This window comes from Enterocloster lavalensis (assembly GCF_046603895.1).
In the GTDB taxonomy this organism is placed as follows: domain Bacteria; phylum Bacillota; class Clostridia; order Lachnospirales; family Lachnospiraceae; genus Enterocloster; species Enterocloster lavalensis.
This window is the reverse complement of record NZ_CP176637.1, coordinates 1,812,026-1,832,107: the sequence shown is the minus strand read 5'-3', so window position 1 is coordinate 1,832,107 and position 20,082 is coordinate 1,812,026. Positions and strand designations below refer to the sequence as shown.

General features: G+C 56.3%; 15 protein-coding genes. 12 read left to right on the top strand and 3 right to left on the bottom strand.

All coding sequences use genetic code 11. The features are described from left to right. The first annotated feature begins 2 nt into the window (after positions 1–2). From ACK2JC_RS08010 to ACK2JC_RS07985, 6 genes are all read left to right on the top strand, one after another. A complete protein-coding gene (locus tag ACK2JC_RS08010) occupies positions 3–1,529 on the top strand; it encodes a glycoside hydrolase family 1 protein (RefSeq protein WP_368271009.1) in 1,527 nt (508 codons plus the stop codon). 214 nt (positions 1,530–1,743) lie between these two features. Then, positions 1,744–3,462 carry an FUSC family protein gene (locus ACK2JC_RS08005; protein WP_368271008.1) on the top strand — a complete coding sequence of 573 codons (1,719 nt, stop codon included), beginning with the start codon at positions 1,744–1,746 and terminating at the stop codon, positions 3,460–3,462. A gap of 170 nt (positions 3,463–3,632) precedes the next feature. Then, positions 3,633–4,976, top strand: a complete 1,344-nt coding sequence (locus tag ACK2JC_RS08000) for a B12-binding domain-containing radical SAM protein (RefSeq protein ID WP_368271007.1) — start codon at positions 3,633–3,635, stop codon at positions 4,974–4,976. A 21-nt stretch (positions 4,977–4,997) separates the two neighbouring features. Further along, on the top strand, positions 4,998–5,723 hold the full coding sequence (locus ACK2JC_RS07995; protein ID WP_118757011.1) for a hypothetical protein: 726 nt from the start codon (positions 4,998–5,000) through the stop codon (positions 5,721–5,723). Next, positions 5,659–6,540, top strand: coding sequence for a DegV family protein (locus tag ACK2JC_RS07990; RefSeq protein ID WP_227170283.1), 882 nt, complete (start codon positions 5,659–5,661; stop codon positions 6,538–6,540). The genes ACK2JC_RS07995 and ACK2JC_RS07990 overlap by 65 nt, the downstream gene beginning before the upstream one ends. Positions 6,541–6,815: 275 nt before the next feature. After that, on the top strand, positions 6,816–7,988 hold the full coding sequence (locus ACK2JC_RS07985) for a GGDEF domain-containing protein (protein WP_320937576.1): 1,173 nt from the start codon (positions 6,816–6,818) through the stop codon (positions 7,986–7,988). 286 nt (positions 7,989–8,274) lie between these two features. Here ACK2JC_RS07985 and ACK2JC_RS07980 read toward each other — a convergent pair whose 3' ends face one another. Then, the gene (locus ACK2JC_RS07980) at positions 8,275–8,724 is read right to left on the bottom strand and encodes an HIT family protein (protein WP_302325396.1); all 450 of its coding nucleotides are present in this window, start codon (positions 8,722–8,724) and stop codon (positions 8,275–8,277) included. Between the two features lie 37 nt (positions 8,725–8,761). Then, positions 8,762–9,181: a hypothetical protein gene (locus ACK2JC_RS07975; RefSeq protein ID WP_320937575.1), complete on the bottom strand. Its 420-nt coding sequence runs from the start codon at positions 9,179–9,181 to the stop codon at positions 8,762–8,764. Between the two features lie 203 nt (positions 9,182–9,384). On the opposite strand from ACK2JC_RS07975, the gene ACK2JC_RS07970 reads away from it, so the two are divergent. The 6 genes from ACK2JC_RS07970 to yiaK all read left to right on the top strand — a co-directional run bounded on the left by ACK2JC_RS07970 (position 9,385) and on the right by yiaK (position 18,322). Further along, entirely contained in the window at positions 9,385–10,785 is a 1,401-nt protein-coding gene (locus ACK2JC_RS07970) for an ABC transporter substrate-binding protein (protein WP_107434653.1), read from the top strand. 197 nt (positions 10,786–10,982) lie between these two features. Continuing rightward, on the top strand, positions 10,983–11,885 hold the full coding sequence (locus tag ACK2JC_RS07965; RefSeq protein WP_092366828.1) for a carbohydrate ABC transporter permease: 903 nt from the start codon (positions 10,983–10,985) through the stop codon (positions 11,883–11,885). Continuing rightward, entirely contained in the window at positions 11,882–12,733 is an 852-nt protein-coding gene (locus tag ACK2JC_RS07960) for a carbohydrate ABC transporter permease (protein ID WP_333683408.1), read from the top strand. The genes ACK2JC_RS07965 and ACK2JC_RS07960 overlap by 4 nt, the downstream gene beginning before the upstream one ends. Before the next feature lie 12 nt (positions 12,734–12,745). Continuing rightward, positions 12,746–16,507 carry a LamG-like jellyroll fold domain-containing protein gene (locus ACK2JC_RS07955; RefSeq protein ID WP_320937574.1) on the top strand — a complete coding sequence of 1,254 codons (3,762 nt, stop codon included), beginning with the start codon at positions 12,746–12,748 and terminating at the stop codon, positions 16,505–16,507. Continuing rightward, entirely contained in the window at positions 16,504–17,334 is an 831-nt protein-coding gene (locus ACK2JC_RS07950; RefSeq protein ID WP_320937573.1) for a sugar phosphate isomerase/epimerase family protein, read from the top strand. The genes ACK2JC_RS07955 and ACK2JC_RS07950 overlap by 4 nt, the downstream gene beginning before the upstream one ends. Beyond that, the gene (gene yiaK / locus ACK2JC_RS07945; RefSeq protein WP_320937572.1) at positions 17,309–18,322 is read left to right on the top strand and encodes a 3-dehydro-L-gulonate 2-dehydrogenase; all 1,014 of its coding nucleotides are present in this window, start codon (positions 17,309–17,311) and stop codon (positions 18,320–18,322) included. The genes ACK2JC_RS07950 and yiaK overlap by 26 nt, the downstream gene beginning before the upstream one ends. Here yiaK and ACK2JC_RS07940 read toward each other — a convergent pair. After that, on the bottom strand, positions 18,308–20,050 hold the full coding sequence (locus ACK2JC_RS07940) for a sensor histidine kinase (protein ID WP_320937571.1): 1,743 nt from the start codon (positions 20,048–20,050) through the stop codon (positions 18,308–18,310). The genes yiaK and ACK2JC_RS07940 overlap by 15 nt on opposite strands. Between the last annotated feature and the right edge of the window lie 32 nt (positions 20,051–20,082).

Sequence of the window (20,082 nt, the reverse complement as noted above, 5' to 3'; positions counted from 1 at the left end):
ATATGACAAATACATTTCCTGAAAATTTCCTCTGGGGAGGCGCTACCGCCGCGAATCAGATCGAGGGCGCATGGGACGAGGGCGGCCGCGGCCCGGCAACCTCTGATTTCGCAAGATTGATTACCAAGGAAATCCGCGATACCGAGGGGGCATTCGATACCCATGTGCCGCACAACGCAGCATCCAGGGAGATGGTGGCTGATATGAAGGCGCACCCGGAGAACTGGGAGCTGCCGAAACGCAGGGGGATCGATTTTTATCACACCTATCAGGAAGACATCCGCCTGTTCGCTGAGATGGGATTTAAGGTTTTTCGAATGAGTATTTCCTGGTCCAGGATTTTTCCCAAGGGCGACGATCCGCAGCCAAATGAAGAAGGGCTGTTGTTCTACGACGCTGTGTTTGACGAGCTTCACAAGTATGGGATTGAGCCGATGGTGACGCTTTCACATTTTGATACGCCGCTCCATCTGGCTGAAGCCTACAATGGTTTTGCCAGCCGTCATACCGTCCAGGCATTTGTGCGCTATGCGGAGACTGTGATGAAGCGCTATAAGGGAAAAGTAAAATATTGGTTGACCTTTAATGAGATCAACAATGTACTTTCCAATCCGTTTACAAGCGTCGGCGTCATTCTGGGCGGTGCGCCGGAGCCGCTCTCCTGCAATCCGTACCTGGGCAACTGGCAGTTAAAGTTCCAGACCGTTCATAATCAGTTTGTTGCAAGCGCTCTGGCTGTAAAAAAGCTGCATGAGATAGACCCGGAGGCAAAGATGGGAAATATGCTCTGCCGTCTGGAAAATTATGCGGAGAGCTGTAAACCGGAGGATCAGCTTCAGGTGATGTTCGAGGATCATTTTAACTGGTTCTTTACCGACGTTCAGGCCAACGGCGAATACCCGTATTATATGAAACGGTTCTTTGACGAGAACAATATTCACATTGAAATGGAGCCGGATGATTTAAAGATTCTGAAGGACGGAGCGGTTGATTTTATCACAATCAGTTATTATATGACCTATATTATGCGATATAAAGGCTCTCCGGTTCCGCAGCCAACAGGCCGCCTTGTCTCGGATATCAAGAATCCGTATCTGCCAAAATCCGAGTGGGGATGGACCATCGATCCCATTGGATTCCGCGTCACGCTGAACCGCATTTATGACCGTTACCACAAGCCGATCTTCATTTCGGAAAATGGTCTGGGAGCGGTTGACCATTTTGACGAAAACGGCCATATTCAGGACGATTACCGCATCGATTATATGCGCGCTCATGTGGAACAGCTGCGCGAAGCCATTGCCGACGGAGTCGACGTATTCGGTTATGCCTGGTGGGGGCCCATTGATCTGATCTCTTCCGGTACATCGGAGATGACAAAACGTTATGGAATGATTTATGTCGATCAGGATGACTATGGGAGAGGGAGCAAAAAGCGCAGCCGGAAGAAATCCTTCTATTATTACAAAAAGCTGATCGCTTCCAACGGAGCTGATTTGGAAAATGACGCGGTGATTGAGGGTTCATGACGAATCATTGCAAGAAAAACGTCCCTGTCCAACATGTGACAGGGGCGCTTTTTCGGCTCCTGTGTTGTTGGCGAATGGAAATAAGAAATGGTGAAAAATAGACGTATTGCGATTCGGTTTTATTTTTGCTATAATCAACCAATATACGCGAAAATGGGATTGCCTGGCAGTCTGCGCCGGCGTCCCGTGTTAAATGAGAAAGGAAGTAGTCTGATTGGTAAAACTGAATAACGAAGCGCTATTTAAGAACGTCCGGGCGAATTTCGCCCACGCGACCCTGAACTTTATGTTCATCATCGCCTTTGTCAACGTGTTTCAATGGATCTTTGGGGCGGAGAACTCCATCGTGGGGGTGATCTTCACGATCATGATGTCGGCCTCCATGGTGCGGGATATGACGGCCACGCCCGTCAAGCATCTGCTGATCCAGGCCGCGGTGCTCCTGTGGATGGGGATGTCCGCATTTTTGGTCAATACGCTGCCGCCTCTGGCCGCGTTTCCGGTTAATCTTTTGACGGTGTTTTTCATTCTCTATGCATTCACCTATGAATATTCCAGCCATATGTATTTTCCTTACATTTTATCCTATTTATTTTTGATCTTTATCTCTCCGGTGACGGCCGGGGGGCTTCCCAAACGGCTGCTGGGGCTGCTTGCAGGCGCGGTGTGCGTGATCCTCTATCAGCTGTTTATGGGGCGCAGGCGGGCGGCTGAGACGGCCCGGGACGTGCTCTGTTCCATGGCGGACGATGCTGTGGCCGCGATTACATATCTTCTGACCGGCGAGGGGGAGGCGGCTGACCCGGAGAAGGTGCACCGCAGGCTGTTCGGGCTGAGCCAGACGGTGTATGACCGGAGAAAAAAGGCTCTCTGCGTCTCGGACGCCGGGTTCTCCATGATCGATGCCGGGCGGGGACTGGAGCATATTGTGCTTTTGCTGGTGGACCTGAAGGAGCCGCTTACCCCTGAGATGAGGAAAATACTGGAAAAAATCGGGGAGAAGATCGGGGAGTACAGGGCCTATATCTCCCAGGAGGGCGGGCAGCTTGCGCCGCCTGCGCGGGAAGATTTTGCCTGCGGCGGGGATGAGCGGGCGGAGACGGATTTTTACAACGCGCTGCTGTACCTGCACAATCACCTGCTCCATCTGTCCGATCCCCAGAAGCGCACCCATTACCGCAAGACCGTGCTCTCTGTGACCGTGCGGCTGAAAGCGGCTCTGGATGTCAGCCCCGTGCGGGTTTTGTACGCGCTGCGGGTGGCCTTTCTTTTGTCTGTATTCACCCTTGTGGTGCAGGTTCTGGCCCTGCCTCACGGGAAATGGCTGCTGTTCACCCTGGCTTCCCTGTCCGTGCCCTACGCCGACGACGTGAAGCAGAAAACCGGGAAGCGGCTGATGGCCACCGTGGCGGGAGGGTTGTTTTCCGTGGCGCTGTACTCGCTGATCCCGTCCATGGCGGGGCGGACGGCGGTCATGATGCTCTCGGGCTACCTGTCCTTTTACTGCGCCGAATACACGGGGACCTTTACCTGTTCCACCATCGGCGCCCTGGGCGGGGCTGTTTTCATGACCGCCTTCGGTTGGTCTGATGTGGGAACCATGGCCGCGGTGCGGCTCGGTTATGTCTGCGTTGGCGCGGCGCTGGCCGTGGCGGCCAACTGCCTGCTGTTCCCCTATAAGCGTGGGACGGCCACCCGGCAGCTGCTTAAAAAGTACGCGGCCACCACGGAGCTGCTGACAAGGGTCTGCCGCGAACGCCAGGTGGACACCCAGCTCTACTACAGCCTGGTGATCCAGGCCCATCTGCTGGAAGCAAAGCTGCTGCAGAACGCCAGGGCGGCTGGATGGGACCAGCTGGACGGCATTCTGCTAAAGTGCAGGGCCGCGGTGCGGCACGCGCACAGGAACCGGGCTGCGGCTCTTGGCTGGTAGATGTGAATCGGTCCGCCGGCGGACTGCATTTCCCCAAATCAGTGACAAACGTCACTCACAGTTATGACGTATGGTATCTGTCCCCCACATTGTGTCTCTGTTATAATGTGGACAACAAAGAGAAATAAGTCTGATCCGGTTGATAACGGACCGGAATAGGGGGAAGATACATGGATAAGAAAATATTGCTGGTCCATCCGGAAGTGTCCAGAAACAAGTATAATTTTAACGGTATTTTGGAAAATGAGCCGCTGGAGCTTGAGTACCTAAGCGCGGTCTTAACGCAGGAGGGATATACCCCGGAAATCTTTGACGTGCCCAGAGAGACGGTTTCTCTGGAGGAGAAGCTGCGGCAGTGCCGGCCGGACGTGTTCTATATCTGCGGCCGGATCAAGCAGGAAGCCTTTATGAAAGAGTATATCCGCCTGGCAAAGAGGCTGGATCCGCAGGTTGTCACAATCGTGGGCGGGCTGCACGTGCAGAAGAACCAGGAGCGGTTTTATATGCCGGAGACCGATTATATCCTGACCACGTTCGACGTCTTTCAGGTTTCCAGAATCATTGAGGGGGAGGCGCCGGAGGAGATTCCGGGGCTCTGTTACAAGGAGGGCGGGCAGTGGAAGTGCCAGGCGGCGCAGCCCTTTGACATCCGCCGCCTGCCCTGGCCGGACCGCAGTAACTTTTATTCCCATCCGGGGCATTACAATTATTTTGAGATTCCCCACTGCGCCCAGGTGAGGACCGCTTACTCCTGTGCGTTCCGATGCCGGTTCTGTTACCGGAACGTGCTCAACTGCGGGACGTACACGGCGCGGGATATTGAGGATGTGGTGGAGGAGATCGCTTCCATCGACAGCGAGGGAATCTATATCATTGACGACGATTTTCTGCTGGACGCGAAGCGGATCCGCCGGTTTATAGACCTGATCAAAGAAAAGGGAATCCATAAAACGTATGTCTGCATGGGACGGGTGGATTTTATTCTGAAGAACCGCCAGTTGATCCGCGACTTTGCCGAAATCGGCCTGCTGTACCTGATCGTGGGCCTGGAGGCGGTGGAGGACACCTACTTAAAACAGTACAACAAGCGGACAAAGATTTCCTGGAACGCGGAGTGCGTGCGTTTTACAAACGAGCTGGGGATCAAGATATTCGGCATGTTCATCGTGGATTTGGATTTCCAAAAAAAGGATTTCGACCGCCTGTATACCTGGATTGCCACGCGGGGCGTGAAAAATGTGGCCGTCTCCATTTTTACACCGGTGCCGGGAACGGAAATCTATCATGATTATGCGGACAAGCTGATCACAGAGGACCCGGGGCACTGGGACTATATGCATCTGGTGTGCAGGCCGGAGAAATTGTCCGTCCGGAAGTATTATTTTTACTATTATGTGCTGCTGATCCGGTTGTTCCTGCTGGCCAGGAGGCAGGGGGTGTATGATGGTATAGACTACCGGTCCTACATCCTGTCGTTTCTCAAAAATATGGTCAGGGGGAAAGGCGCCCGATGACGGCGAAGGGGGAGATGTGGAATGGCGGACAAGGGGCAGAATCCCTGCATATACATCTGTTTTATGGCCACAATGACCACGATTGCGAAGATCAGCCGCCGTATTTCCGGCTGTGACTATACCCATATTTCCATTGCCTTTGACGGGAAGCTGGAGGACTTTGTGAGTTTTTCCAGAAGAAGCGCCAACACGCCGTTGGACGCCGGGATCGTGTGGGAACGGCGGGGAGATTATGTGCAGCCGGGGCAGACTGCTTACCGGACGAAGGTTTACCGGATACCGGTCGACCGGAAGGATCTGGAGCGGATCAAAGGGCTGATCCGGGACTATGAGCGGGACCCGGAATATATGTTTAATATTTTCAGCATGGTGACCATGACGGTATTTCATGGATTTTCGATCTATAAAACGGAAAATTGTATGTCTTTTGTGGGAAGAATCATAGAGATGACCGGCGCTGTCCCATTTTCAAAGCCTTATTATAAGTACCTGCCGGAGGAATTTATGAGGCTTCTGGACCGGTATGAATATTTTGACGGGATGATGCCGGCGGACAGCGCGGACAAAAAACACAGGGAGAGAAGGATCGGATTCTGGCGGAAATCCGTGTTAAACGCCAGGATTCTTCTGACACTTTTGTATCGTATGGTCTTTAAGGCCGGGAAAGGCAGCAGGTTAAAGGATGGAGACGAAAATCACCATAGCGGCGGATGTGAACGGGGATATTCCGGGAGGGCTGGCGGATGAATACGGGATCGTCATTCTGCCCCAGTATTACCGGTTTGACCGGGATGACACTGTGTATGGGGACGAACAGAATCTAAGCTCCGCAGAGTTTTTCGCGCGGATGTCAGGAGGGGAGAGGGCCTATTCCATGGGCTGTAACCCGCAGCGGGTCAGGGAACTGCTGGAACCGCGGCTGGCGGCAGGGGAGGATATCATCTGCCTCATGTTTTCTTCCGCTTTGAGCGGCAGCTATAACACGGTGTCCATGGTGGCGCGGCAGCTCTGCGGGGAGTACCCGGAGAGACGGATCGAGGTGATCGACACCTTAAACGCCTCCTTTGCCCAGGGGCTTTTGACGTACCGCGCGGCCAAACGCCGCCTGGAAGGCCGCTCCTTTGATGAGATTGTCCAGGCTGTTGAGCGGGAGATTCCGCTGGTAAATCTCTGGTTCGCGGTCAACGACTTAAAATATCTGGCCTGGGGCGGCAGGCTTGGAGGCGTGAGCGCCTGCATCGGGACGGTCCTTGACATCAAGCCGGTACTGACCGTCAATGAGGCCGGGCAGATCGTGGCGAGGAATAAGGTGCGCACCCTAAAGAAGGCGGTTGCGTTTATGACCGACCTTCTGCGGGAAAAACAGGGCGGATATCCGGAGTTGGGGATTGTCCACTCGGGCTGCCAGGTCCTGGCGGGCCAGTTGCGTGAGCGGCTTTTAGAGGAAATGCCGGAAGGGGTGGAGGAGATCATTGTGTCGGAGATCAACCCCACAATCGGGGCCCATATTGGACCGGATGCGGTGGGGGTGGTGTTTTTGCAGAGGCCGGACGCTGGATCATAAGCGGTGGGTTTTGGTTGTCCGGTATTTGATTGAAGGCAGTGGGCCGCCGGCGCAGCCTGCGGGCGGCTGTTCTGGCGCCGGTTTGGGCGGCATGTCTGGCCGTTTACAGGTATTTGCCGACACAGAGCAGGGCGGTTTGAGAGTCACAGCGGTCAGGCGCGAACTTGCGGACAGGGTTTAAACCGCTAGGCAAATTTTCGAATCTATGGTAGGATATAAGGGAACTGGTGTCGGGTAAACCACTGCCGTTCAGGGAGGCCATAGAGGAGAATATCATGAGATTGGGGAAGCAAATCCGCCGGGTCGACGTACAGGTATCGATTTTGATGATTATAGTCACCATATTCTGCTCCAGCTGCATTTATCTTGTCTGTTACCGGATGACCCATCGGGACATGATTCACAGCCTGGAGGAGCGGGTGTTTGCCATATACGATTTTCTGGAGGACTCCCTGGACAAGTCCATGTTCGAGGAGATCAACACCCGGGAGGACATGGAGAAGGAGTCTTACCGGGAGATGAAGCGGCTGCTCAGGCAGGTGAAGAGCGCCACCAATATGATGTATCTGTACACGGCCAAAAAGAATGAGGCGGGGCAGTTCATCTACGTGATCGACGGTCTGGAGGCCCGGGCGGAGGACTTCCGGTATCCGGGGGACTTAATTGAGCCGGAGATTGTGCCGGACATGCAGCGGGCCCTGGACGGCGAGCGGGTTCTGCCGAAGAACATCAAGGACACGGAATGGGGGAAGATTTTCATCACCTATTTCCCGGTGCACGACGGGGAGAAGGTGGTGGGCGTGCTGGGCATCGAGATCGGGGCGGAGCACCAGTACAATACCTACCAGAGCATTTTGCGAATGCTTCCGGGCATCGTGCTGCTGGTCAGCCTGCTGTCCACGGCGGTGGCCATGGTGGCCTTCCGCAGGATTTCCAACCCCACCTACCAGGATTTATATAATACGGACCAGCTGACGCAGCTGAAAAACCGGAACGTGTTCCAGACGGATTTGAACAACATGGAGGCGGAGGGAATCCGCGCCGGGGTGGGTATGATCTCCATCGATCTGAACGACCTGAAACTGGTCAACGACCGGTTCGGCCATTATATGGGCGACCGGTATATCGAGAGCGCCGCCCAGGCGATCCGGGCCGTGGTGGGCAAACGGGGCGCGGCCTACCGGACGGGCGGGGACGAGTACGTGATTCTGTTTAACGGCGTCCCGGAGGGGGAGCTGGAAGAGATTCTGGACGGAATCTGCCGGTATTTTGCCCAGCGGGCCCCCGAGGTCGACGCGGATGTTTTGCTGTCGCTGTCCGGCGGCGTTGCGGTTTATGACAAGACAAGGGATGACGGACTGGCGGCGCTGTATGAGCGGGCGGATGCGTCTATGTATGAGCGTAAGCGGGTGTATCATATGGAACGGGAGAAGAGAAGGAACGGTTGAGACGGCGAGTGAAATGCCCCGAGGGCCCTGGGGGGGCCGGAGGGGCTTTTTTAAATGCGGCAACCATAAAGAAGGTATATAATTGAAACAACCCTTTCCAGAGCAGATAAAGATTTTTTAGCTATGCTTGATAGCGCTGAAAAAGCGCTAACCGGTTATAAAGCAGATTAGATAATGATAAGGAATGAACACAGTGAAGGGCATAGTCGAAACGGATTATGCCCTTCACTTCTATTGAATGCAATGGGCTGCTGGCGATTGTTGATCGGTGGAACGGCTGCATGTGTTATACAAGTTTATCTAATTCTGTATTTAAACGTATTTTCAAATTCTCCAATTCCTCTTGGCTGGGTATGGATTCCTGGGCGTACAGTAGGTCTCCCAACTGCCAGACCGGTCCGTTTTTTGGCGTGTCTCCGCTTCGCCTGGGAAAGATATGCCAATGCATGTGAACTCCTCTCCCGGCCCCCAGAAGTTCATAATTCAGCTTATCCGGTTGAAAGGCATTGTATACTGCTTCAGCTACGACTGACATTTCATGTAAGAATTCATCTCTGAATTCCGGGGCAAGAAAATGCAGCTCGGTAACGTGCTGTTTGCATAAAAACAGTGTATACCCGGTGAAACGTTGGCAGTCTCCCATTACGACATAGCCGGTATTCAGCTCTCTTACAAAATATGGGTTTTTACCATTCTTGATCCGGTTAATTCGCTCACAAACCATACAATCACACATTCTGCCCCTCCATAGATTCTAAATTTACTTCATTATATCAGACTATGGCTGATAAATGAATCCCAACCGGCCTCTCCAACACCTCCGTCTCCGAATTAAAATCCCCGGTCACCCTGTTCTCCACCACCAGAACCAGGGAACCCGGCGCGATGATCCGTGCGTGCCAGGTTCCGCGGCGGATGTTGTAGAGCCTGAGCGGCTCCATTTCTACTGGGGTGATGTCTGCGGAGTGATCCCCGTTTCCGCCTGCGAAAATGGTGCAGGAGCCTTTTAACAGCACGAAAACCTCGTCCGTCTCCATGTGCCGGGACATGGCGGTGATTGGTCCGCCGCCGCTTCCATTTTCGGAGGCTGCCGCCACCCGCCAGTCCCCGAACTGGATCAGTGGCTGGAAATTTTTCCCGGCGTTCTTGTCATACTCGTAAATGTCAATTCCATTTGTCTCTGATCGTTTCATGTGATTCCCTCCATATACCATAAAACCGATCATAAAATTCCCCACAATAAATGTCAATATAATAGAAAGAAATGATACTTTTTTAAAAGTATGCGCAAGAAGGTGATACTTTTTTGAATTTGGAGGTTGTTGTGTGAAGATTTTGCCAATGATACAATAGAGTTACAAAAAAAGTCACGACCAAATCAGAGAGGGAGGTTATCATGAGAAAACACAAACGATTGATCGCAGCGTTTATGGCGGCAGGTATGCTGGCGGGGAGCCTGGCCGGGTGCTCCGGCTCCGGCAAGACGGCGGAGCCCACCACGGCAGCGGGGGCTGAGAATACTACAGCGGCGGCCCAGACAGAGGGGGAGAAGCCCAGTGAGGCGTCCGGGGAGACGGTTACCCTGAGAATGTCCTGGTGGGGCGGAGATTCCAGACATGAGCGGATTCTGGCCGTGATCGACGCGTTCCAGAAGGCCAACCCAGACATCGTCATTGAACCGGAGTATTCGGCATTTGCGGACTACCGCGACAAGTTCACCATGCAGCTTACGTCCGGCGCGGCCGCGGATATCATGGCCGTGGACCAGCCCTGGGTGTCCAGCATTATGGCGCAGGGAGATTTCTTTGCGGATTTAAGCGGTTACGCCGATCTGGGACTGGACGATATGGACGCCTACATTATTGACAATTTCTGTAAGTTTGACAACGGAACGTTCTTCGTCCCGGCGGGCGTGAATGGAATGGGTTCTCTGGTGGATACGGAGAAGCTGGCGGAATACGGCTTTGACCCCGCCGACAAGACCTTTACCTGGGACGACCTGATCGCTCTGGGCGAGAAGGTTCACGCTGCGGATTCCAGCCAGTACCTGTGCTGCGTGGACAGCAAACAGGCCGCCTTGTACTATGCCAGAGTTTACCTGCGCCAGCTGACCGGCAAGCAGTTCATCAACGACGACGGCACTGTGGGCGTGACCAGGGAAGAGCTGGCCGAGGCCTTGGGACTGGTGAACACCCTGTTTGAGAAGGGAATCTTCCAGCCCATCGAGGAGGCGGGAATCTATGAGAACTCCATGACCCAGAACCCCACCTGGCTGAACCGCCAGATGTTCATGATCCTGGGCAGAACCTCCGTTATGACGGACGCTTCCGCAAGACGGGCCGATGAGAGCGGCAATTACACCACCTCCGGCTATGTGCTGCCTCAGATGGAGAACAGCAAGGAATCCGGTATCGAGGTACGTCCCACCACCTTATTCGCAGTGAACGGAAAATGCGCGAACCCGGAGGCGGCCGCTAAGTTCCTGAGCTTTATGTTCAACTCCGAGGAGGGCGCCGAGCTCTTAAAGGACACCTATTCCGTACCCGCCAGAGAAAGCCTGCGCACCTTCTGCGAGGAGAAAGCGCTTCTGGACGAGTCCGCCATGGAGAACGTGGTATACTCCCTGGAAAATTCCGGCAACGTGGTGAACGCGTGGTCCAACAACTCCGAGGTGGAGGCCATGATGACGGAGATTATGCAGAAAATCGCATACAAACAGTATGACTCCATGGAGGAGGCCGCGGACGAGGTGATCAGCCGCATCGACCAGATCGTCGCTTCCTCGGCACAGTCCTGACAGAACTGCCGGACGCGGTTTCCGTGATCAGACATAAGCATTAACAGGTTTCCGATGTTCCTGACAAAAACATCGGTTTTTATTTGAATGTAATGGGCCGCTGGCACAGCCTGCGGGCGATTGCTTGAATGTAATGGGATTAACGCCGGATTGCCTCAGGGATTGCTCCCAGTTTAAGTCCGGGGAATGGAGGAACTATGATTTCAAACAAGATGAAATCCAAACGGTATGTAGGGCTTCTCTACATTGCTCCGTGGCTGCTGGGTTTTCTGATCTTCCAGCTGTATCCGTTTATCGCATCCTTCTGCTATTCGTTTACGGATTATACGCTGTTAAACCAGCCGCAGTTTGTGGGGCTGAAAAATTATCTGACGCTGTTTACCACGGACAAACAATTCCTGTCCACCATGAAGATCACCGGTTTCTACGCCCTTCTCTCCGTGCCGCTGAAGCTGGCCTTCGCGCTGTTCATCGCGATCCTGCTGAACGCGAAAATCAAGGGAATCGGCATTTACCGCAGCCTGTATTACCTGCCGTCCATTCTGGGCGGAAGCGTGGCCGTGTCCGTGCTCTGGCGGGTGATCTTCATGAAGGACGGGATGATCAACCATTTTATCGGGCTCCTGGGTCTGGGGCCGGTGAACTGGCTGACGGACGCCAAGCTGGCGCTGATCACCTTGAGCCTCTTACAGGTGTGGCAGTTCGGTTCGGCCATGGTCATTTTCCTGGCTGCGCTTAAAGGGATTCCGGCGGAGCTCTATGAAGCGGCTTCCATTGACGGGAGCGGGAAATGGAACCAGTTTCTGCATATCACGCTGCCGCAGATCAGCTCCGTGGTATTTTTCAATCTGATCATGCAGTCCATCCAGGCGCTGCAGAACTTCACCTCGGCGTTTGTGATCACGGGCGGCGGACCCATGAAGCGGACTTACATAATCGGTATGAAGCTGTACGACGACGCGTTCCGGTTCTACAAGGTGGGCTACGCCTGCGCGGAGTCCTGGATTTTGTTCCTGGTGATTCTGGCGCTGACGCTTCTGGTGTTCAAATCGTCGGACGCCTGGGTTTATTATGCGGATGAAGGGGGGAGCAAAAAATGATGGATAAGGCTTCCAAGGCGGCTCTGATCCGCCATCTGATCCTGATTGTGGTGGGCGTTGTCCTGATTTACCCGGTAGTATTTATGGTGTTCGCCTCGTTTAAGGACACCAATGAAATTTTCACCTCCACCAAGCTGCTGCCTAAGCTGTGGCACGGGGAGAACTATACCAACGGCTGGAAGAGCGGGGCCACCGGTGTGGTGACATTTACCAATTTTTTCCTGAACACCTTCAAGCTGGTAATTCCGGTGGTGGCCTTCACGGTGGTTTCCTGCACGCTGACGGCCTACGGGTTCGCCCGGTTCGATTTCCCGGGCAAGAAAATCCTGTTTCCGGTGCTGATCTCCACGCTGATGCTGCCCAACACGGTGATCATTATTCCACGGTTTATGCTGTTTAAGAACCTGGGCTGGCTGGACAGCTACCTGCCGTTTCTGGTGCCGGCGCTGTTTGCCGTCTACCCGTTTTTCATTTTTATGATCATTCAGTTTCTGCGGAATGTGCCGTCCATGCTGGACGAGTCGGCCAAGATCGACGGCTGCAGCTCCTTCCAGATTCTGATCCACATCCTGGTGCCGCTGCTAAAGCCCGCGCTGTTCTCGGCCGGACTGTTCCAGTTTTTGTGGACGTGGAATGATTTTTACAACCAGTTTATTTTCATCAATTCGCCGAAAAAATTCACCTTGTCGCTGGGGCTGCGGCTGTCCATCGACGCGTCTACGGAGGCGGTGAAGTGGAACGAGGTCATGGCAATGTCGGTCTGCTCCATTATTCCGCTGTTTATCCTGTTCTTCTGCGCGCAGAAGTATTTCGTGGACGGGATCGCCACATCCGGGATCAAGGGTTAGGGGGAGATTATTATGAAAAATGAGGGAATATTGTTTTATCTGTCGGGAAAGCAGGGGAGCGTGCCGGAGATCGCGGCGGGCAACCCAACCCCCAACTTTTTTAAGGATGTGGAAGTGATTGAGAACGGGCGGAAGGGGAAAGCGCTGCGCTGCCTGCCCACCCAGCTTCTGGCCTACTGGGCGCCGGGCAACATGTATTCTCAGAGGGGGACCGTGTCTTTCTTCTGGCGGAGCAGGACGCCCCTGGGGCCAACGGAATTTCCGCTGTTCCGGGTGTCCTTTGCGGATCACTCCAGCTGGGACGCGCTGTTTATGCGCATCGATTACAACGGGCACGGCATCGACGCATTTGTGACGGACATCAACCTGAGCCGCCTGCGGGTGTCCCACCGGTTTGAGGCGCTGCCGGAGCCGGATCAGTGGTTCCATGTGGCCTTTTCCTGGGACGAGACCGTGGGCGTGCGGCTCTATATCGACGGGGAGCTGGCGGCTAAGCTGGATCAGGAGGCCATTTTGTACGCAGGGCTGGATCAGTTCGGCACCCACTCCCGGGTGATAAGCAACGCCCAGGTGCAGTCCAGCTACAATTACATGCGCACCGGGGACTTCGACGAGATCACGGTGTTCGACCGCATGCTGACGGACGAGGAGGTGCGCGCGGTGAGCCGTCTGGAGACGCCCGCGCTTGCGAAGCTTCCGGCGCGGAATCTGGGCGGGGAGCGCTGGAACCGGGAATGGCAGAGGCGCTTCGGCTTCGACGCCGGGGAAATGCCCGCGGCGCTGACCCATCCGGCCACGGCGGTCCATAAGGTGGAGATTCACGACGCCTGGGATCACAAGCGCTGGTGGTGGAAGGGCTGCGACGGAATCCGGGAGACCACCTGGCCGGGCGTCTACAACCGGTCCGGGCTGCCGGGCAGAACCGATTATTTTGTGCTGCCGGACTGGGACTGCTATTCCGTCTCCGGCAAGGAGATCACGTTCCAGCCGGTAAAGGATACATATTTCAACCACATTGAGATTTCCGGCTCCGCCGCGGGCCAGCTGCGGATTCACGGGCGTTTGGAGGAGCAGCTGAAGGTGCGCCGGGAGTCCTGCGAGCGCAGCGTGCTCCGGCTGGCGGAACCGGTGCGGAATGTGGACATCACCTTCACAAACGACGTGATCGAGGAGCCAATCGGGGATATCACCCTGCTCCAGGTGGAACCCGGCGTGGCCCCGGAGGGCGCGGCCAGGGAAATGTTCCGGTTCTCGCCGGACGACGGGAAAATGGGGCAGGAATGCTTTGACGGGGTCAGGGCGTTTGTGGCCGGGAGATTTGCGGCGGATGAGAGGCGGTGTTTTGCGGGGGATTTGGCGAGCGGGCAGGGGGTAGCTCCGGCGAGTGAGCCTGTGGTGGTTCAGGCGAGTGAGCCTGCGGTGTCTCCGGCGAGTGAGCCTGCGGTGTCTCCGGCGAGTCAGCCCACGATGACTCCGGTGAGCCGGCCCGAGGTGATTCGGTTAAGTGACCCGGAGGTGACTCCAGTGAGCGGCCCTGCGGTAGCTCCGGCGAGTGAGCCTGTGGTGGCTCAGGCGAACAGCCCTGCAGGCTATGTCCTCCCCGCCTCCCCGCTCCTCCCGCCGTCCCAAGCCCTCCCCATATCCCACTACATGCTCCCCTACCATCAGCCGACCGGCACCGGCATGGACGGACTTTTACTTCACCTCCCGCCCCTCAACTGCGCGCCGGACCACGGCCGGTACGTGCTGATGAACGTCCAGGTGAAAGATCCGTTGTGGATATACAGGAACCTGATGAACTTCACTTTCGCCGTTCTCCCCGGCTCCGCCAAGGAAATCTGGCTGGACACCAGAGACCGCATCCTGCCCGAGGGGAAAGCCCTGTACGTGCAGATCGCCTGGTCAACCCAGGTTCCCGCGGAATATATGGAAAATATTTCTATGGAAGTGATCTACAAACCCTACGAGGAAGCGAAAAAAGAGCACATAGAGGACCGCTGGATTCAGGTAAAGGACAATTACGCCAACCTGGTAGAGGAAAATCCCTCCAACGAACATTTCAACATGTTCAACCGGTTCAAGGCCGACCTGACCGATCTGCTGCGGGTGTGCCCGGAGCACCGCCTGGCCCGGGAATACTGGTACGATAAATTCAAAACCAACCCGCCGGAATTTGCATTCTCCCGCTGCCCCGAGGGAATCCCGCTCTGGGCCTGGCGGCAGACGGAGTACATGGGGTACGTGAAGCGCTATATCCGCTGGTGGATCGATAAGCGCCAGATCGAAAACGGCGAGTTTGGCGGCGGCCTTTCCGACGACGGCGATCTGACGGCCTGGTGGCCGGGGCCGGCCATGGCGGGCTGCATGCCGGAGAAGATCGGCGAGTCCCTGGCCCGCGAGATGGAGGCATTTTACGAACAGGGCATGTTCGCCAACGGACTTTGCGCCATCCAGACGGACCAGCTTCACACCCTGGAGGAGGGAATCCAGTGCCTGGGCCAGTGCCTGACCCTGTTCCCGGGTTCGCCCAAATATATGGAGCGGGCCATGGAAAATGCCAGGGGCCTGCACTATGTGACCGGCTACAATGAGAAGGGCCACCGCCACGTGCTTTCAGGCTACTATTCCGGTACACGCATCGCCCGGGAAGCGCCCTGGGATTACTCCGCGTCGGACTCCTTCCACGTGTTCCATCCCACCTACATGCTGGTGCGCTACAACGGTTCACCGGAGGCCCGCAGGCTGGTGCTGGAGACGGCCGACTCCATGCTGGAGCACTACTATGACGGGCGGCTCCACGTGCTGGTCAACGTGACCACGGACGAGGACCAGGTCCACGAGCGGACCAGGGAATGGCCCCTGTTCTACGCGGCGTGGAAATTCACCGGGGATGAAAAATACTTAAAACCCATCGATCCCGCCCTCTACGAGCAGCAGCAGGACCGTTTCGCGGGACTGGATATCGGGGAGGCCGCGGCGAGGCGCTACGAGGATATTCTGCGCAAGGCCGCGCTGCGGGAATATATCAACACGGACGGCCAGCTGTGGGTGGACCGGGGCGTCATCGACATCGCGGTGATGCAGCAGGACCGTATAGGCGGCGTGGGCCACGAGCGTTTTTCCCTGTACCCGCGGCACTACTTCCGCTGGCAGTTTAAACCTTCCCAGGAAATGGACGTGGCCGTCATGGTAACGCACGCGGCCCCGGACAAAATCCGCCTCAGCGCCTTCAACATGACCGACGACGATATCACCGCCCACATGATTATGGAAGATATCATTCCCGGAAAATGGACGGTGAGGGCTGGAACAGGGCCAAAGATCGGCGTGATGGAACAGGCGGAGGAGCGGGAAATGGACCTGGAGTGGATGGGTGGTCTGCCGGTGGTATTCAAACCCGGCCGCCACACCGTTCTGGAGCTGGACCTCAGGGAACGGGATAAAGCATACTGGGAGCGCCCGGACCTGGCCATCGACCGGGAGGACGTGATCATCCGGGACGACTGCATCCGCGTGCGGGTGCACAACATCGGGGCCACAGAGAGCGCGGAGACGGAGCTGGTGCTTAGAAGTCCCTCCGGCGAAATCCTGCGCCGCAGCCAGGTTCCGCCTATCCCTGCGCCAAACGACCTGTACCCCAAAGTGATGGAGATTCCTCTCTGGACTCGGGGAATCGAACTGGCGGGCTGCTCGGTGGAGCTGGACCCCGAAAACCGGATGAAGGAGATCACAAAGACCAACAACCGGATCGTATTCCAGGGAGGTGCTCTATGAAGCTGAGTTATACCACGCTGTCCGTTCAGGACAGGACCATCAGGGAGGCGGTGGAGATCGCGTCGGCCCACGGCCTGGAGGGAATCGAGCTTAGGGGCCGGGGCGACGCCCACGTGTCGCCGGAGAGCACATTTTCCTACGCTGCCCACGTGAGAGAGCTGGTGCGGGAACATAAACTGGCGGTGCCCTGCCTGACCGCCTACACCCGGTTCCACCAGCCCACGGCGGCCGCGGTCCGGGAGGAAGTGGACCGCATGATGGATATGGTGCGGCTGGCGGAATTTCTGGAAGCGCCCTGTCTGAGGGTGTTTATGGGGCCGGTACCGGAGGCTGTGAGCCTGTCACAAGCCGACCAAATAGCCATAGAAGGCCTGCAATACGCCTCAAAACGCCTGGGAAATTCCCCTGTCCGGCTGGTTATCGAGACCCACGATTCGGCCAAGGACGGAAGAACCCTGGCGCGGATTTTAAAGGACGTGCCGTCAAACATCGGCGTGCTCCTTGACATTATCCATCCCTGGGATATGGGAGAAGAGATTGGAAAAACCTGGGAAATGATCGGGGAGCGCATCTACCATGTCCACATCAAGGACATCAGCCGCACCCTGGAAAACGGCCGCATTTACTGCCCCATCGGGCAGGGGCTGCTGCCGGTGGAGTCCACGGTGCGCTGGCTGGAAGGCAAGGGCTATCAGGGATTTTACTCCCTGGAATGGGAGAAGTCGGCTCTGGAAGGCCAGGGCGTGGGATTTGAGGAACAGCTTGTGAGCTTTGTATCATTTATGAGGGGAGTGGAACAGGATGGGAACAGTCAGATTACCCTTTGAGGAAGTAAAGGCCTGCCTCTGCCAGGTGCTGGCGGGGCGGGGCTGCCCGGAGAAAAAGGCGGAAAAAGTAGCCCACGAGATGGCGAGAAACTCGCTGGAGGGCGTATACACCCACGGCATCAACCGGTTCGCCCGGCTGATCCGCAATATTGACGAGGGGATTGTAAGGCCCGGGGCGGAACCGGAGGTGACGGTGCGCATGGGGGCCATGGAGCAGGTGGACGGCCATCTGGGCCTTGGCATCACCAACGCTTGGTTCGCCATGGAGGAGGCCGTCAAGCTGGCCAAATCCTATGGCATCGGCCTGGTGGCCCTGCGGAACACCAACCACTGGATGCGGGCGGCCACCTACGGATATCAGGCCTGCGACGAGGGTATGGCGGCCGTCTGTTTTACCAACACCATGCCCAACATGCCCACCTGGGGGGCCGTGGACTCCCGCATCGGCAACAATCCGCTGGTGTTTGCATTTCCCCGCAGGGAGGGGCACCTGATCACGGACATGGCCATGTCCCAGTTCTCCTACGGGGCCTTGGAACTGGCCCGTCTTCAGGGGCGGCAGATGGCCATAGACGCCGGTTTTGACACCGCGGGCAATCTGACCCGGGACCCGGACAGCGTGATCAAATCCCAGCGGATTCTGCCCACCGGATACTGGAAGGGGGCGGCCCTGTCCTTTATGCTGGACATTTTCGCGGGCGTGCTGTCGGACGGCAACACGGTCTCGGAGGTGGGCAGACTGGCCGGGGACGAACACGGGGTGTCCCAGGTGTTTATCGCCGTGGATTATCGGAACCTGGTGACGCAGGAGGCGGCGGAGCGCATCCTGGAGGGCGCGGTCAAGGACCTGCTGGCCTCCGAAAAGGCCCAGGGCACGGACCGGATTATCTACACCGGCCAGCTGACCCTGGAATGCCGGGCGGATAACCTGAAGAACGGCATTCCGGTGTATGAGGGCGTGTGGAGCGATATTTTATCCCTCCTGTGATTCTGCGGAGGTATTGATACAAATTGTGACGGAAAAGCCTTTTTCCAGCTGGCTGTCCAGGGTAATGCGGCATTGGTCTGCGGTAAATCTCAACTGCAATCTGCGGAAGAGATTCTGCAGGCCAATGTGTTTTTCGTGGAAGCCCTCGAAGCTGGAGAGGGAATTCCGCAGATCCTCAAGGCGCTCGGGGCTGACGCCGTTGCCATTATCCCGCACCTGGATGGTGAGAAGCTCGTCCCTGACGGCGATATAGATAAAGATGTCCAGGGGATTCGCCTGGCTGTTGTTGCCGTGGGTGACGGAGTTCTCGATCATAGGCTGGAGGATCAGCTTGGGGATTCGGTAGCTCTGGGCCTCCGGGTCCACGTCCCAGTGCACCTGCACCTGTCCCGCGTAGCGGTGCGCCATCAGGGCTGTGTAGTGGGTGGTGGCCTCGATCTCCTGCTCGATGGTCACGTCCTCGTCCGGCGCTCTCAGGCTGTATTGCAGGAAAATGGACAAGTCCTGGATCATCTCGTTGGCCGTGGTGGGCAGCTTGGTATGCTTTAATATCTCAAAATCGATCATCTGCAGGGTGTTAGAGAGGAAATGAGGGTTGATCTGGTATTGCAGCGCGGACAGCTCCAGGGACAGGGCCTGGAATTTCTGCTCGTTTAGGGATACCTCCAAAAAGTCATTGCGGGTAAAGGTCTGGATCATGTTGGTCACAATGTGGCTGTACAGGTCGTTGCTGTGGGGCCGTATTTCCGGCAGCTCCTTGTGGGAGATGGCGGCGTCCATCAGGTCCAGGATGGCGTAGAGTTGGCGGGACATGTTGACGGCGTAACGGTAGGAGGTCATAACGGCGACCAGGATGCAGAGAAACACGGTGGCGCAGGTGATCCCGATCAGCCGGTAAATATTGGCGTAGGCCAGGGAGACCGGCGTGACGGAGATGAAATCCAGCCCTGTGTTGGGGGAGTAAGAGCGCATGATCAGGTTGTTGTCCAGGCGCAGCAGCCCGCCGGTGTCCGTCATACCTTCCAGGCGTCCTACCAAGTCCTGGGCGTCCAGATCCTGGCTGCTGGAGAACAGGGCCTTGCCGCCCTCGGCCAGGACAATGGCCCGGCCGCTCTCTAAATAGGAGTTGGTGAACAGGCGCTTGAAATAGGAAACCACGATGTTGACCGCCACGGTGTAACCCTTCGAGTTCTCCTGGACCACGGTCAGATAGTCCCGCGGGGCGGAGGCGTAGAGGCTGGTGCTGCGGCGGATGACACGGTAGGCGCTGTCGCCGGAACAGGCGGAAAGCCAGTCCTTGTCCGGCCCGGTAGCCATCTCGTAGACATTGGCCTGGTTGGTCAGGTAGCGGCCCCGGGCGTTGGGGATATAGACGTAAATGCTGTCGATGTAGTCCCGGGAGTTGACGATGGCGTTTAGCTGCGCTGCCACCTGTTTTAAGATCACAAAATCCACGTACCCCAGCTTTTCCGACTGGAGAATCTGGTAAATGGAGTTGGAATTGGAGTAGGCCGGGACGGCCAGCATATTCATGACCTTGTTGGAATCATTCAGCAGAAGGTCCACATTTTCCTGGAGCAGGGAGAGGTTGATTTCCGCCTCGCTCTCCAGGGATTTTTTTTCCGTGGGCACCAGGACGGCGAAAAAGATGACGGTGAGAAAGAGCATGGGCAGCAGCGACAGCGTCAGCATGCGGACCATATTTTCGGCGAAAAAGCGGCGGCGCATAGGGATAAGTCCTCCTTGGGGAGTAGTCAGCG

What these genes read in the sequence shown, in the direction of transcription:
- ACK2JC_RS08010 (WP_368271009.1), top strand. Translation starts at nt 3, where the DNA reads ATGACAAATACATTTCCTGAAAATTTCCTCTGGGGAGGCGCTACCGCC.
- ACK2JC_RS08000 (WP_368271007.1), top strand. Translation starts at nt 3,633, where the DNA reads ATGGATAAGAAAATATTGCTGGTCCATCCGGAAGTGTCCAGAAACAAG.
- ACK2JC_RS07995 (WP_118757011.1), top strand. Translation starts at nt 4,998, where the DNA reads ATGGCGGACAAGGGGCAGAATCCCTGCATATACATCTGTTTTATGGCC.
- ACK2JC_RS07990 (WP_227170283.1), top strand. Translation starts at nt 5,659, where the DNA reads ATGGAGACGAAAATCACCATAGCGGCGGATGTGAACGGGGATATTCCG.
- ACK2JC_RS07985 (WP_320937576.1), top strand. Translation starts at nt 6,816, where the DNA reads ATGAGATTGGGGAAGCAAATCCGCCGGGTCGACGTACAGGTATCGATT.
- ACK2JC_RS07980 (WP_302325396.1), bottom strand. Translation starts at nt 8,724, where the DNA reads ATGTGTGATTGTATGGTTTGTGAGCGAATTAACCGGATCAAGAATGGT.
- ACK2JC_RS07975 (WP_320937575.1), bottom strand. Translation starts at nt 9,181, where the DNA reads ATGAAACGATCAGAGACAAATGGAATTGACATTTACGAGTATGACAAG.
- ACK2JC_RS07970 (WP_107434653.1), top strand. Translation starts at nt 9,385, where the DNA reads ATGAGAAAACACAAACGATTGATCGCAGCGTTTATGGCGGCAGGTATG.
- ACK2JC_RS07965 (WP_092366828.1), top strand. Translation starts at nt 10,983, where the DNA reads ATGATTTCAAACAAGATGAAATCCAAACGGTATGTAGGGCTTCTCTAC.
- ACK2JC_RS07960 (WP_333683408.1), top strand. Translation starts at nt 11,882, where the DNA reads ATGATGGATAAGGCTTCCAAGGCGGCTCTGATCCGCCATCTGATCCTG.
- ACK2JC_RS07955 (WP_320937574.1), top strand. Translation starts at nt 12,746, where the DNA reads ATGAAAAATGAGGGAATATTGTTTTATCTGTCGGGAAAGCAGGGGAGC.
- ACK2JC_RS07950 (WP_320937573.1), top strand. Translation starts at nt 16,504, where the DNA reads ATGAAGCTGAGTTATACCACGCTGTCCGTTCAGGACAGGACCATCAGG.
- yiaK (WP_320937572.1), top strand. Translation starts at nt 17,309, where the DNA reads ATGGGAACAGTCAGATTACCCTTTGAGGAAGTAAAGGCCTGCCTCTGC.
- ACK2JC_RS07940 (WP_320937571.1), bottom strand. Translation starts at nt 20,050, where the DNA reads ATGCGCCGCCGCTTTTTCGCCGAAAATATGGTCCGCATGCTGACGCTG.